The sequence below is a fragment of the Cohaesibacter gelatinilyticus genome, assembly GCF_900215605.1.
Lineage (GTDB): Bacteria > Pseudomonadota > Alphaproteobacteria > Rhizobiales > Cohaesibacteraceae > Cohaesibacter > Cohaesibacter gelatinilyticus.
The window spans coordinates 1,796,866-1,810,931 of sequence record NZ_OBEL01000001.1 but is presented as its reverse complement, the minus strand read 5'-3'; the positions used below and the strand labels follow the sequence as shown (position 1 = coordinate 1,810,931).

Below are 14,066 nucleotides of genomic sequence, written 5' to 3'. Positions count from 1 at the left end.
ACACCACTCGTATCTTATTTATGTGTATTCGTGCGCAGCATTGATTTCCTTGCGAAAGGCACTGGGAGCAATTTGCTCGGCTTGTTTGAAAATGCGAGCGAAATGCGAGGCATCGCAGAAACCGGTCATGGTTGCAATCTTGGCCAGGGAGTTCGATTTTTCTTTCATCAGATATTTGGCATAATCCAGACGGATGCGAACATTTGTCTGGCTTGGTGACATCGCCAATGCTTTTTGAAAATGTTGCTCCAGATTCCGGCGACTGACTTTCAGGCGCTTGGCAATTGAGGCCACAGACAATGGTGTTTCCATATTTTCCTGCATGATCAGGAGGGCATGTTTGACCAGTTCGTCGTTGGTTTTCAGGTTGGTCGGGATGCCTGGTTGCGCTTTGCTGCTATGCTGGAACTCGTCAATGATCATGATGTTCAAGCTCTTTTGAGCCTGACTGGCACCGACATGTTTGCTGACCAGGTGAGCCGCCAAATGAGCAGAACTCACTCCACCAGAGCAAGTCAATCTGTCTCCATCAATGACAAAGATCTGATTGGAAACCGGGTTCAAGTCGTTGAACTGCTCAAGGAAATCCTCCCTATGAAACCAGCTGACACAGCATTCTCGACCTTCCATGAGGCCCAGACGGTGCAAACTGAAGGCCCCGGTGCAAAGACCAATGAGCGGAATCTTGCTATTCGCCGCGCGGATCAGAAAAGCATCCACCTCAGGTGGGAGTGTTTCCACCTCATTCATCAGCCCGCCGACTACTGCGATATAGTCAAATCGATTTGGATCGCCCAAGCGTTCGGTCGGTTGAACCTGAATGCCGCAACTGGATGTGACCGGATGCATGTTGGGGGAAAGGACGGTCCAGTCACACAGGATCTTGCGGCTGCTATCTCCTTCGTCAGCCGATAGACGCAGAACGTCGATGAAGCTTGCAAACGCGCTAAGAGTGAAATGCCGAGCCAAGATGAAGGCAACTGATAGGCGTGGTTTTGCTGTCACAGCCTTGCGAGGAGCTTGCATGTTCCGAAATCCAAATATAGCGCAAATAAACCATTTGTTTTGCGCATATATACCATACAGAACTGGTATTTCATAGAAGAGTGACCCTCTGATTTGAAGAGGAACCTGCTGTGACCCATTTTTCCGCCTTTTCCTTGCTTCGCAATTCTCTGAGTGGCCATAAAAAATGGCCGAAGCAATGGCCAGATGCTGCCCCTAAGTCTGAATATGATGTCATTATTGTCGGTGCCGGTGGCCATGGGCTCGGTGCAGCCTATTATCTGGCCAAGGAGCACGGCATTACCAATGTTGCCGTGATCGAAAAAGGTTGGTTGGGCGGTGGCAACACCGGACGCAACACCACCATCATTCGGTCCAATTATCTCTATGATGAAAGTGCGGGTCTGTATGATCATGCCGTGGATCTATGGGATGGGCTGAGCCAGGAGCTGAACTACAACGTCATGTTTTCTCAACGCGGCGTCATGATGCTGGCTCATAACGTTCATGATGTTCAGAGCTTCAAGCGTCATATCCATGCGAACCGTCTCAACGGCGTTGACAACAAATGGATCAGCCCGGAAGAAGCCAAGGCCATCTGCCCTCCGCTGGATATCTCACCAACAGCTCGTTATCCCGTGATGGGAGCTGCGTTTCAGCAGCGTGCGGGGACAGCCCGCCATGATGCTGTAGCTTGGGGATATGCCCGTGCAGCGGCAGCACGCGGTGTCGATATCATTCAGAATTGCCCTGTTCTTTCGATTAGACGAGGAGCTGACGGAGCTGTTGAAGGTGTCGAGACGGGCAAGGGCTTTATCAAGGCCAAAAAAGTTGCTGTTTCTGCTGCGGGTAACACTTCCGTTGTCATGCAGACCGCAGATGTTCAGCTGCCTTTGGAAAGTTTCCCACTGCAAGCTCTGGTCTCCGAGCCGGTCAAACCGATCATGCCGTGCGTTGTGATGTCGAACAGCGTGCATGCCTATATCAGCCAGTCGGACAAAGGAGAGCTGGTGATTGGCTCGGGTACTGATCAATATATCTCCTACTCGCAACGCGGTGGATTGCCTCTGATTGAGCATACGGTTGCTGCCATCTGTGAGATTTTCCCGATTTTCCGTCGCATGCGGATGCTTCGCAAATGGGGCGGGATCGTGGACGTAACCCCGGACCGCTCGGCCATTTTGGGCAAGACACCGGTAAAGGGTCTTTATGTCAATTGTGGTTGGGGGACTGGCGGCTTCAAGGCAACGCCCGGTGCAGCCCATGTCCTGGCCCACACAGTTGCCAAGGACGAACCGCACCCCATCAATGCCCCATTCACTCTTGAGCGCTTCCAGACCGGCCGGCTGATTGATGAAGCTGCCGCCGCCGCTGTTGCCCATTGATCTGGCGATAAGGAGATCCCGACATGTTGATGATCCGTTGCCCTCATTGTGAGGAAACCCTGCCGGAGCTGGAATTTGCCTATGCAGGAGAAGCCCATATTGATCGACCGGTAAGGCCGGAAGAGTTGAGTGACGAGGAATGGCGCAATTTTCTGTTCATTCGCACCAATGAGCGAGGCCTGCATTTCGAACGTTGGCGCCATATCCATGGCTGTGCCCGTTTCTTCAATGCCGTTCGCGACACGGTCAGCGATCAGTTCCTGACCACCTACAAAAGCGGCACGCCTCGCCCGACGGAAGATGAGTTGAAAGAGTTGGCAAAATGAGCAGCTATCGTATTTCCGGCAAAGGCCGTGTGAATCAATCCAAACCGGTGACTTTCACCTTTGATGGCAAATCCTATCGAGGATTTGAAGGTGACACCGTTGCGTCTGCTTTGCTTGCCAATGGTGTCCACCTGATGGGGCGGTCCTTCAAATATCACCGACCTCGTGGAGTGCTGACCGCTGGCTCTGAAGAACCCAATGCGCTGATAGGTACACAGCGCCCAGGGGCAGATAACAGCCGTTTCGAACCCAACACTCGCGCCACTACGCAAGAAATTTATGACGGACTGATCACAACCAGTCAGAACAAGTGGCCATCGCTCAGCTTTGATATGGGAGCGATCAATGATCGTCTCTATATGCTCTTCTCGGCTGGCTTTTACTACAAAACTTTCATGTGGCCGAAGAGCTTCTGGGACAAACTCTATGAGCCTGTCATTCGGGCCTCTGCTGGACTTGGCGTCTCTCCCACGAAGGTCGATCCGGATATCTATGCATCTCGTTATTTGCATTGTGACGTATTGATCGTTGGAGCGGGTGCAGCTGGTATCGCTGCTGCGCTGCAGGTTGCCAAATCTGGGGCGGAAGTTGTTCTGGTCGATGAACAAGCCGAACTCGGTGGCTCACTTCTAAGCGAAGAGAGCATTGAGATTGATGGTGTCAGCTCATCAGCGTGGCTCAAAACCAGCCTCGATCAACTTCGCGCCATGGACAATGTTCGCCTGATGAGCCGAACCACAGCCATTGGCTATTATCATCAGAATATGGTCGCTCTCGCACAAAAGCTTACAGATCATCTGGCGGACGTTCCTGAAAATAGTCCGCGTGAGAGAATGTGGCGCGTTCGCGCAAAGCAGGTCATTCTGGCACAAGGTGCAATCGAGCGGCCATTGGTCTTTGATGGGAATGATCGCCCCGGTGTCATGCTGGCCGGTGCAGGACAGAACTATCTGAACCGTTTTGGGGTAATGGTTGGCAAGACACCGGTCTTTTTAACGTCGCATGACAGTGCCTGGTATGCTGCATTTGATTACCAAGATGCTGGTGCCAATGTGGTTGCCATTGTTGATACTCGGGTGGATATGGATGATGCGCTGCTGGATCAGGCGCGACAACGCGGCATTGAAGTGTTTCTTGGCCATACGGCGACCACTACATCAGGGCGTCTTCGGATCAAGTCTGTCTCTGTCAATCCGGTCGCCCACGGAGTTGTGGGAGCTGCTCTTGAACTTTCCTGCGATGTGCTTTTGATGTGTGGTGGTTGGACACCATCCCTGCATTTGTTCTCGCACACGAAGGGCAGCCTGAAGTGGGATGAAGAGGCGCGTGTCTTTCTTCCGGACCAAAGCAACGAAGAATGCCAGATTGCTGGTGCCTGCCGTGGGCTATGGGGTATTTCTTCCGCTCTGGAAGATGGTGCCAAAGCAGGACTGGAAGCAATCACGGCTTTGGACTTGTCCGGCGAGGACGTTACTTATTCTGTTGGCAATGATCGCGCTGGAACTGGTGAGACACATCGGGAATTGCCTACAAACGGCAATCCTGGCAAAGCCAAGGCTTTCATCGATTTCCAGAATGATGTGACGGCCAAGGACATTCGTCTGGCTGTACGTGAAGGCATGCATTCGATTGAACATGTCAAACGGTACACCACAAACGGCATGGCGACCGATCAGGGCAAAATGTCCAATATGAATGGATTGGAAATTGCGGCCGACGCTGTGGGCAAGGAAGTGCCGAAAGTGGGACTGACCACATTCCGGCCTCCCTATACCCCAACGACATTTGGTGTATTTGCCGGTTATCACAAAGATGGTCAATTCGAGCTGACACGTAAAACACCAATCGATAGTTGGGCCGAGAAAAACGGCGCGGCTTTCGAGCCTGTCTCGCAATGGCGCAGGGCTTGGTATTTCCCAAAATCTGGTGAAGACATGCGCAAGGCTGTGGCGCGTGAGTGTGCTGCAACACGCAAGTCAGTTGGCATGTTTGATGCGTCTACCCTTGGCAAAATTGAAGTGGTTGGGCCTGATGCGGTTGAGTTCATGAACCGCATGTATACCAACCCATGGACCAAACTTGCTCCTGGGCGTTGCCGTTATGGTGTTCTGTTAGGGGAAGATGGGTTCATTCTGGATGATGGTGTCATTGGCCGCCTGAGCGAGGACAAGTTCCATATCACCACGACAACGGGCGGTGCTGCCCGTGTCCTGAATATGATGGAAGACTATCTGCAAACCGAGTGGCCAGACTTGCAGGTTTGGTTGACCTCTACCACGGAACAATGGGCAACCATCGCCTTGAATGGTCCAAATGCTCGCAAGCTATTGGAACCGTTTGTGGAGGGGCAGGATATGAGCGATGAAGCTTTGCCTCATATGTCGGTGGCTGAATGCAAAGTTGCTGGCTTTCCTGCGCGCTTGTTCCGTCTGTCCTTTACCGGTGAGCTTGGTTTTGAAATCAATGTACCGGCTCGTCATGGATTGGAGCTTTGGTCTAAACTCTATGAAGCCGGAAAGGCCTACGATATCTGTCCTTATGGTACCGAGACCATGCATGTGTTGCGAGCCGAGAAGGGCTATATCATTGTTGGTCAGGATACGGACGGTACAGTTACGCCTTATGATGCAGGGCTTGGATGGGCAGTTGCCAAGAAGAAACCGGATTTCGTGGGCATGCGCTCTCTGAAACGCCCTGATCTCGTTGCCGAAGGGCGAAAGCAATTGGTTGGCCTGAAAACCAAAGATCCCAAGATTGTGCTCGAAGAGGGTGCGCAAATTGTCAATGATCCGCACCAGTCATTGCCGATGAAAATGGTGGGGCATGTGACGTCTTCCTATTGGAGTGAAGTGCTTGGGCAATCTATTGCCATGGCCCTCATTGAGGGGGGGCAATCTAGAATGGGTGAGACAATCTATATCCCGATGGCTGAGTGTGTATTGGAAGCAGAGATTTGCTCCAGTGTATTTTATGATCCAGCAGGCGACCGGTTGAAGGTTTGAAGGTGAAGTGATGACTAGTTCAATGGAAATGACGCTGAATTTGCCCCAAGCGATTGGCTCTCAAGTAATTAGTGATATGAGTGGTCCGGTTTCCATCAAATTGCAGGAACCGAAGGCGCGTTTAAATCTGCGTATTGCTCAACAAAAACTGTCTGAAGCCTCCAAAGCGTTCGGGTTGGAAATTCCTTCCAAAATCCATGGATATGCTGAAGAGGGAAATCGCTCCGCCTTATGTCTTGGACCAGACGAGTGGATTTTATCCGCCTCAGAGGATGCCAAGGATGACATTGTTGCGGCATTTGCAGATCTATATTCAAGCTGCCCACACAGTTTGACCGATATATCAGATCGTCAGATGAGTATTTCGCTGAGTGGAGAGCAGGCGGCTGAATTGCTGAGCGTTGGATGTCCTCGTGATCTGGGTTTGCTCGCAGTTGGGTCTGGTACCCGTACGATCTTTGACGGTGTTGAGATTACTTTGCTGCGTCTTGAGCAAGATCGATTTGAAATGGAGGTCTGGCGTTCGTTTCTTCCTCACATGTGGGCGTTGCTGCATATCGGCAATCAAGAGCTTGCCAGCGATCAAAAACGTGCCTTGCTTGAAAAACAACAATAACCAGCTTGCTTCGTATGAGAGAAATGATGACGCATATCCTGAGAATGAAATGTGAGGACCAGGCCGGGATTGTTTCCGGTCTTGGACAGGTTCTGGATCGATTTGGATGTAATATTGGCCAGAGTTTTCAGTTTTTGCAGCCCGCTTCCATCAGGGAAGATGATGTGGCTGAAATCTTTTTCCTGCGTCTTGAATTTACCTGCACTGAGCAGACCGATTGGTCCGAACTCGAACAAGAGCTTGAAGCTCTTCGATCTTGCTTTGATGCAGACTTATCAGTTCGCGAAAGTGGCAGGGCGGTGCCCACCATCTTGATGGTTTCGAAGTTCGACCACTGTCTGATTGATATTCTATATCGTGTTCAAACCGGTAAACTGCCGCTTGATATTGTTGCCGTTGTCTCAAACCATGCTCATAGCCGGGCGGATGTAGAACGTCTTGGTATTCCCTATTATCTGTGGCCTGTAACCAAAGAGAACAAACAGGAGCAGGAGCAAAAGCTTGAGGAATTGATCGAGCGTTCAGGTGCGGAACTGGTTGTCTTGGCTCGCTACATGCAAATCTTGTCTGACGAATTCAGTTCACGTCATTTTGGTAAGATCATCAATATTCATCATTCTTTCCTGCCAGCTTTCAAAGGCGCCATGCCTTATAAGCGCGCGTGGGAGAGGGGGGTGAAACATATTGGAGCGACAGCCCATTATGTGACCCCAAATCTTGATGAAGGCCCCATCATTGAACAGGACACTGAGCGTGTGAGCCATTCAGATAGTGCTTCTGATCTGGTTCGTCTGGGTGGTGATGTGGAAGCCCGTGTGCTTTCAAAAGCATTGCGTCTTCATATTGAAGGACGTGTCTTTATCAATGGAAATAGAACCATTGTATTCAAGGGCTAGCGGATTTGCATAGGGGTGATCAGAGACAATAGCTGTCTTGCTTCATAGTGAGGATTCGGGTGTCGGTAACGATATGTGATTGCTAGCGGCGTTTTTTGATGTGAACTGATGTCTCAATATTAGTCGATGTTTGAATTTATTCTCTACAAGATACCGCAGGTATGTTTCTGACGATGATTCAGGTAAGCTTTGAAATAATGAGAAAATCACGGCCTGATCATGGACCGGTTTCTGCCATTCTTGAGACCCAAGTCTCATATGAGACGTGAGACACCTTTATTTGGTGTCTTACAATGTCTCATGAAAAGCCTAGGGAATTTCTGGCAATTCACACGTTATTTGGAAAACCCCTGATATCGCCTTGACATAGCGGCCCTACGAAATTATCAACTCACCTCAACGCCGGTATAGCTCAGTTGGTAGAGCACCTGATTTGTAATCAGGGGGTCGGGAGTTCAAGTCTCTCTGCCGGCACCACTTTTCTTTGCGCTTTGCCGCCCACCAACCCAAAGCGCTGGGTTTGGTTCGAGATTCCTTCTCTTACCTGTACCACTTGTTTTTCCTTAAAATCGGATTTGTTGAGTTTTTGTCAGGCTTTTCTATCGGGCTTATTGTGTGAGCTACGGCTGGCTTTTTTCAATATGTAATTTCTCAAGTTGCATATCTATGCCTTGAGTGATAATTCTTCAGATCGAAAAAAGGCCCTCCCAGGGGCCTTTCTTGCTTGGAATGTTTTATCTTTGTCTGCATCAGGAAATGATGCTTTGTCGTCTTAGATGGCACCCATAAAGTGTCATGGCAACGGCATTGGAGACATTGAGGCTCTTGATCGGGCCTGGCATATCCAGCCGTGCCAGCTCAGCGCATTTCTCACGGGTCAGGCGGCGCAATCCCTTGCCTTCAGAGCCGAATATCAATGCCAGTTTCTGATCTGGTACTGTTTTCTGCATGATTTCTTCAAATGGTGCACTTTCCTCAGAATCAAATCCAATGGTGTGGAAGCCGATATCTGCAATTTCGTCCAAAGCACGGGCTAGATTTGGAACTGTCACCATAGTGATCATGTCCAGGCCACCGGAAGCGGTTTTTGCCATGATCCCGGATTCTTCCGGGCTGTGGCGACCGGTCATGATGAGTGCATCTGCACCCAGTGCCACACTGGAGCGAATGATGGCGCCCACATTGTGGGGGTCGGTGATCTGGTCGAGGATAACAACCAACTTGGCATCTTCCAGATCGGAGATGGCAGCTGATTCCAGCTGACCTGCAGTCAGATAAAGTCCCTGATGAACCGCGCCCTTGGCATGTTGATCGATATCTTTGGGATTCGCTGTTTCAATAATTCCATCAAGACGTGCGGGATTGCCGCCTAGAGATTGGATTTCCTGTCGCAGTTTGGCTTCCGCGTTTGTGGTTGCCAGAAGTTTGTGCAATGGGCGCTGGGGGTTGGAAGCTGCGGCAGCGACGGCGTGAATGCCGAATAGATGCACAAAGTCATCATTGGCTCGCCGGGAGTTACGGCGCTTGTTGGCAGAGTTGGCCTCCATCTGACGGTTGCGTTTGGCTTTTTGTGAGCGGTTCTTTGTCATTGTGGAGCCTTCTATATGCGTGGCCTGATTTGGCGTGCTCGCGTGTTTCGATGAGTTTGCGCCGGGTTATATCCGATTGCAAGCACATGGCAAGCTATTGCTGACCGGTATCAATCTGATGGGATGTTTTTCGAAGCCGGTGAGGTGAGATAATGACTTTTTTGCTCCCTGATCCTGGGTCGGTTTATGGTGTGATATGATGCATTTATGTGAGGTGTGAATTTTTCCCCATTTTTTGCGAAGCCCCTGAAAGCGGCGGAAATTTGCGCCTTTGAAGTCTGTGGGAGAGGGGTGTTGGAGGCTCCGGGCTGTTGATATTGAAGATTACGCACAGAAACTGAGATTGGGTAGTTGACTTCGTGGGCCGGGTTTTGCATAAACCGCCTCACGAACTGACCGCGACTTGGCGGGCTTTTCGAGACCAACCTGTTCGCAGGGACAGGATGGCGAAGAATTTGGAGGAGTGTCCGAGTGGTTAAAGGAGACGGACTGTAAATCCGTTCGCTTAGCGTACGCTGGTTCGAATCCAGCCTCCTCCACCATTTCTTCGCTGTACGTCTCGCGCGGGTGTAGCTCAATGGTAGAGCAACAGCCTTCCAAGCTGATGACGAGGGTTCGATTCCCTTCACCCGCTCCACCTCTTAAGTTTACACTCTCCCTTACAGTTTGGTCCCGAGCCTCCAGCTCAGGTCTTTTTGTGTTAACCGGGTTTGTATCTCGTTTTGAGTAGCAGACCTTTTGGCGCCTAAAGCGAGCTGAGACCTTGTAGATATCAAAGTGTTTTCAGCCCCTGATGATGAGAGCTATTTCCTATGGCTAAGGAAAAGTTTGAACGTAATAAGCCGCATGTAAACATCGGCACGATTGGTCACGTTGACCATGGTAAAACCACCCTGACCGCAGCTATCACCATGACCCTTGCTGAAAAGGGCGGTGCTGAGGCTAAGGCTTATGATGAGATTGACGGTGCGCCAGAAGAGAAAGCTCGCGGCATCACGATCTCTACTGCTCACGTTGAGTATGAGACAGAGAACCGTCACTATGCTCACGTTGACTGCCCAGGTCACGCTGACTATGTGAAGAACATGATCACCGGTGCTGCTCAGATGGACGGTGCTATCCTGGTTTGTTCTGCAGCTGACGGCCCAATGCCACAGACGCGTGAGCACATCCTGCTTGCCCGTCAGGTTGGTGTTCCTGCTCTGGTAGTGTTCCTGAACAAAGTTGATCAGGTTGATGACGAAGAGCTGCTTGAGCTTGTTGAAATGGAAGTTCGCGAACTGCTGGATTCTTACGAGTTCCCAGGCGACGATATTCCTATCGTAAAAGGTTCTGCTCTTGCTGCTGTTGAGAACCGTGACGCTGCAATCGGCCGTGAAGCAATCATGGAACTGATGGCTGCTGTTGACGATTATATCCCAACTCCAGAGCGTCCAAAGGATCTGCCATTCCTGCTGCCTATCGAAGATGTATTCTCCATCTCTGGTCGTGGTACTGTGGTAACCGGTCGTGTTGAGCGTGGCGTGATCAATGTTGGTGACGAGATTGAGATCGTCGGTATCAAAGACACCCAGAAAACCACCTGTACCGGTGTTGAAATGTTCCGCAAGCTGCTTGATAGCGGTGAAGCTGGTGACAATGTTGGTGTTCTCCTGCGTGGTACCAAGCGTGAAGATGTCGAGCGTGGCCAGGTTCTGTGTGCACCAGCTTCCGTTACTCCACACACCAAGTTCAAAGCAGAAGCTTACATCCTGACGAAAGAAGAAGGCGGTCGTCATACTCCGTTCTTCACCAACTATCGTCCACAATTCTATTTCCGTACCACTGACGTGACGGGTGTTGTTACCCTGAACGAAGGTACCGAGATGGTTATGCCTGGCGATAACGTCGAGATGAATGTTGAGCTGATCGTGCCAATCGCTATGGAAGAAAAGCTGCGCTTCGCTATCCGCGAAGGTGGCCGTACCGTAGGTGCCGGCATCGTCGGTTCTATCGTCGAGTAAGAGATTTCATCTTTACTTGAGATATGTCTTTAAGAAGCCCCTGCAAGCTATTGCTTTCAGGGGTTTTTTGATTCTCATAATTTTGATGAAATAAGGTGATACGGATGGATATCGAAGGTTGGTTTTGTGGATGGAGTCACAATTCATGAAGTTTTGATGATCCCTTGTTGATTTTTTTGTATTTCGTCATCTTTTCGCTTGCAGTTGTCTGTGAACTCCAATAGTTAGTCTCCAACTTGGTTTTCACTAAGTTTTGCGAAGTAGGGGTGTAGCTCAGCTGGTAGAGCATCGGTCTCCAAAACCGAGGGTCGGGGGTTCGAGTCCCTCCGCCCCTGCCATTTCGCACTTGATCTTGCATGGCAAGATATTATATGTAGTGAGAATCTTATGAACGCGCGAAATTCTGTTTCGCGCGTTATTATATGTGAGCGGTTCCATGGCAAAGACCAACCCATTTGATTTTCTGCAGCAGGTTAAATCTGAAGCATCGAAGGTAACCTGGCCTTCCCAGAAGGAGACTGGCATTACTACTGTGATGGTTTTTGTCATGGTTTTCCTGGCTTCAATCTTTTTCTTGCTGGCTGACCAGATCATGTCATTTGGCGTCAGCTTCGTGCTTGGCCTGGGAGGTTAATAGACATGGCGATTGCAAAGCGGTGGTATATCGTTCATGCCTACTCGAACTTCGAGAAGAAAGTAGCGGAGGCTATTCGTGAAAAGGCTGATCAGACCGGTCTTGGTGATCTGTTTGATGAAGTTCTTGTTCCGACCGAGAAGTTTGTAGAAGTGCGTCGTGGACGCAAGGTCGAATCTGAGCGCAAGTTTTTCCCCGGTTATGTGCTGGTGAAGATGGCAATGACAGATGACGCCTATCATTTGATCAAGAATACCCCGAAAGTCACTGGCTTTCTGGGGAATGACAACAAGCCGATGCCAATTTCCAATGCGGAAGCGGATCGCTTGTTGAATCAGGTTCAGGAAGGTGTCGAGAAACCGATGCCGACCGTCAGTTTCGAAGTTGGCGAGCAGGTTCGGGTTTCCGATGGGCCGTTTGCTTCGTTCAATGGGCTTGTCGAGGAAGTGGACGAAGAGCGTGCGCGCCTCAAGGTTACCGTATCGATCTTTGGTCGTGCGACACCAGTCGAGCTTGAATATAATCAGGTTGAAAAACTCTGATCATAACAGGTGCGGGAGATTTGGTTCGTTTGCCGAACGAGCCGTCCGACCGCGCCCTTTCTCATGTCTATCTGAAGGTGCTTTGCGCCGAGGGAAAGAAAAATGGCAAAAAAGATTCAAGGTTACCTGAAACTTCAGGTTCCTGCAGGGGCTGCTAATCCATCCCCTCCAATTGGTCCTGCTCTTGGTCAGCGCGGCCTGAATATCATGGAATTCTGTAAGGCGTTTAACGCCAAGACGCAGGAAATGGAAAAAAATGCGCCGGTTCCGGTGATTATTACCATTTACCAGGACAAGTCTTTCACTTTTGAAATGAAGACACCTCCGGCGTCTTTCTTTCTGAAAAAAGCTGCCAAGCTGCCTAAGGGCTCTGGTGCGCCTGGTCGTGATGTGGCGGGTTCCGTGACCAAGGATCAGGTTCGTGAAATTGCTGAGCAGAAGATGAAAGATCTCAATGCCAACGACATCGAAGCCGCGATGTTGATGATTGAGGGTTCTGCCCGTTCCATGGGCCTCGAGGTGGTAGGATAATCCAATGGCTAATGTAGGAAAACGTATCCGCGCTGCTCGTGAAAAAGTTGATGCAAACAAGGTTTATTCCGTTGAAGAAGCTGTGAAGCTGGTCAAGGGTGCTGCATCTGCCAAATTCGATGAGACCGTAGAAATCTCCCTGAACCTCGGTGTTGACCCGCGTCATGCGGACCAGATGGTTCGTGGTGTATGTCAGCTGCCTGCGGGCTCTGGTAAAAATGTTCGTGTTGCTGTTTTTGCACGTGGCGATAAGGCTGAAGAAGCTAAAGCTGCAGGTGCAGAGATTGTTGGTGCAGAAGATCTGTTGGCAGTTGTTCAGGGCGGTACCATCGATTTTGATCGTTGTATTGCATCTCCTGACATGATGCCTCTGGTTGGTCGTCTGGGTAAAGTTCTTGGCCCACGTGGCATGATGCCAAATCCAAAGGTTGGTACCGTTACTCCTGATGTTGCTGGTGCTGTCAAGGCGGCTAAAGGTGGCTCCGTTGAGTTTCGTGTCGAGAAGGCCGGTATCATCCATGGTGGCGTTGGTAAAGTGAGCTTTGAAGAAGCTGCGTTGGTTGACAACGTCAAGGCATTTATTGCTGCTGTTACCAAGGCCAAGCCATCAGGTGCCAAAGGCACTTACATGGAGCGTATGAGCCTGTCCTCCACAATGGGGCCAGGTGTGCGCGTAGATCTTGCTTCTATCGACTAAGTCGATTAGAAGTCTAACGTGATTCCTCCCGATTCTTGTCGGGAGGATTTCTGGCGTTTGCCAGAAACCTGTCCAAGACTGCGGGAGTCGCAAGACTTAATCGCCCGCACAGATGGGGGTGAATCAGATGAACAAGGTTACTTGTTGTTTGGTTCGAGCCTACAGCTTGCTTGCCCTTGAGGCGGCAAGGAGGACAGGTCCCTTCGTGCCAGATCTTCTTGCTGTTTCAGTGTGAAGGGCTGGTAAGTGTAACTCTATCCCGCGAGGTTCGCCTCAAAGGGTAGTAACTGGAGAGAAGGCATGGATAGAGCGGAAAAGCAAGCGCTTGTCGCTACCCTTCATGAGGAGCTGAAAGGCTCTGAGGTTGTGGTTGTTGCTCATTATGCTGGCCTCACTGTTGCTGATATGACAGCATTTCGCGGTTCTGCCCGCGAAGCTGGCGTAAACGTACAGGTTGCCAAGAACCGTCTTGTCAAGCTCGCTCTTCAAGGCACGGATGCTGAACCAATTGCTGATCTGTTTAAAGGTCAGACTGTTATCGTCACTTCTGACGATCCGGTTTCAGCCCCGAAGGTGGCCTCTGAGTTCGCAAAGAAAAACGAAAAACTCGTTATTCTGGGCGGTGCAATGGGTTCCACCGTACTCGATACAAATGGCGTGAAAGCACTTGCTACCATGCCATCGCTTGACGAACTGCGCGGCAAAATCATTGGTGTTCTTCAGGCACCAGCGACCAAGGTTGCTCAGGTACTTCAAGCACCAGGCGGTCAGCTTGCGCGTGTATTCGGTGCATATGCCAAGAAGGACGAAGCGGCATAAGGCCGTTCTCAAACATTTACA

13 protein-coding genes and 4 tRNA genes are annotated in these 14,066 nt (G+C 50.4%); 15 read left to right on the top strand and 2 right to left on the bottom strand.

Annotated features, from left to right (window positions below; translation table 11 throughout):
• Positions 1–18: 18 nt before the first annotated feature.
• On the bottom strand, positions 19–1,026 hold the full coding sequence (locus tag CRO57_RS08130; RefSeq protein WP_097152768.1) for a GlxA family transcriptional regulator: 1,008 nt from the start codon (positions 1,024–1,026) through the stop codon (positions 19–21).
• A 110-nt stretch (positions 1,027–1,136) separates the two neighbouring features.
• On the opposite strand from CRO57_RS08130, the gene CRO57_RS08125 reads away from it, so the two are divergent.
• The 6 genes from CRO57_RS08125 to CRO57_RS08100 all read left to right on the top strand — a co-directional run bounded on the left by CRO57_RS08125 (position 1,137) and on the right by CRO57_RS08100 (position 7,707).
• A complete protein-coding gene (locus CRO57_RS08125; protein ID WP_097152767.1) occupies positions 1,137–2,390 on the top strand; it encodes a sarcosine oxidase subunit beta family protein in 1,254 nt (417 codons plus the stop codon).
• 23 nt (positions 2,391–2,413) lie between these two features.
• Positions 2,414–2,716, top strand: a complete 303-nt coding sequence (locus tag CRO57_RS08120; protein WP_097152766.1) for a sarcosine oxidase subunit delta — start codon at positions 2,414–2,416, stop codon at positions 2,714–2,716.
• Entirely contained in the window at positions 2,713–5,718 is a 3,006-nt protein-coding gene (locus tag CRO57_RS08115; protein WP_097152765.1) for a sarcosine oxidase subunit alpha, read from the top strand. Before CRO57_RS08120 ends, CRO57_RS08115 begins: the two co-directional genes overlap by 4 nt.
• A 10-nt stretch (positions 5,719–5,728) precedes the next feature.
• Entirely contained in the window at positions 5,729–6,334 is a 606-nt protein-coding gene (locus tag CRO57_RS08110) for a sarcosine oxidase subunit gamma (protein ID WP_210200784.1), read from the top strand.
• 23 nt (positions 6,335–6,357) lie between these two features.
• Positions 6,358–7,230 (top strand): formyltetrahydrofolate deformylase, encoded by an 873-nt coding sequence (gene purU / locus CRO57_RS08105; protein WP_342068273.1) that lies wholly within the window; start codon positions 6,358–6,360, stop codon positions 7,228–7,230.
• Between the two features lie 401 nt (positions 7,231–7,631).
• Positions 7,632–7,707, top strand: a tRNA-Thr gene (locus CRO57_RS08100).
• 272 nt (positions 7,708–7,979) lie between these two features.
• Here CRO57_RS08100 and CRO57_RS08095 read toward each other — a convergent pair.
• Positions 7,980–8,819 carry a TrmH family RNA methyltransferase gene (locus CRO57_RS08095; protein ID WP_097152763.1) on the bottom strand — a complete coding sequence of 280 codons (840 nt, stop codon included), beginning with the start codon at positions 8,817–8,819 and terminating at the stop codon, positions 7,980–7,982.
• Between the two features lie 457 nt (positions 8,820–9,276).
• Here CRO57_RS08095 and CRO57_RS08090 point away from each other — a divergent pair.
• From CRO57_RS08090 to rplJ, 9 genes are all read left to right on the top strand, one after another.
• Positions 9,277–9,361, top strand: a tRNA-Tyr gene (locus CRO57_RS08090).
• Positions 9,362–9,382: 21 nt separating this feature from the next.
• Positions 9,383–9,456, top strand: a tRNA-Gly gene (locus tag CRO57_RS08085).
• A gap of 175 nt (positions 9,457–9,631) precedes the next feature.
• Complete coding sequence (gene tuf, locus CRO57_RS08080; RefSeq protein WP_097152753.1) at positions 9,632–10,822, top strand: elongation factor Tu; 1,191 nt, start codon at positions 9,632–9,634, stop codon at positions 10,820–10,822.
• A gap of 262 nt (positions 10,823–11,084) precedes the next feature.
• Positions 11,085–11,160: transfer RNA gene (locus CRO57_RS08075), tRNA-Trp, on the top strand.
• A 98-nt stretch (positions 11,161–11,258) separates the two neighbouring features.
• Positions 11,259–11,456: a preprotein translocase subunit SecE gene (secE, locus tag CRO57_RS08070; protein ID WP_097152762.1), complete on the top strand. Its 198-nt coding sequence runs from the start codon at positions 11,259–11,261 to the stop codon at positions 11,454–11,456.
• 11 nt (positions 11,457–11,467) lie between these two features.
• A complete protein-coding gene (gene nusG, locus CRO57_RS08065) occupies positions 11,468–11,998 on the top strand; it encodes a transcription termination/antitermination protein NusG (RefSeq protein WP_097153289.1) in 531 nt (176 codons plus the stop codon).
• A 102-nt stretch (positions 11,999–12,100) separates the two neighbouring features.
• Positions 12,101–12,529: a 50S ribosomal protein L11 gene (rplK, locus tag CRO57_RS08060; RefSeq protein WP_097152761.1), complete on the top strand. Its 429-nt coding sequence runs from the start codon at positions 12,101–12,103 to the stop codon at positions 12,527–12,529.
• A 4-nt stretch (positions 12,530–12,533) separates the two neighbouring features.
• Positions 12,534–13,226: a 50S ribosomal protein L1 gene (rplA, locus tag CRO57_RS08055; RefSeq protein ID WP_097152760.1), complete on the top strand. Its 693-nt coding sequence runs from the start codon at positions 12,534–12,536 to the stop codon at positions 13,224–13,226.
• A gap of 300 nt (positions 13,227–13,526) precedes the next feature.
• Complete coding sequence (rplJ, locus tag CRO57_RS08050) at positions 13,527–14,045, top strand: 50S ribosomal protein L10 (protein ID WP_097152759.1); 519 nt, start codon at positions 13,527–13,529, stop codon at positions 14,043–14,045.
• The last annotated feature ends 21 nt before the right edge of the window (positions 14,046–14,066 follow it).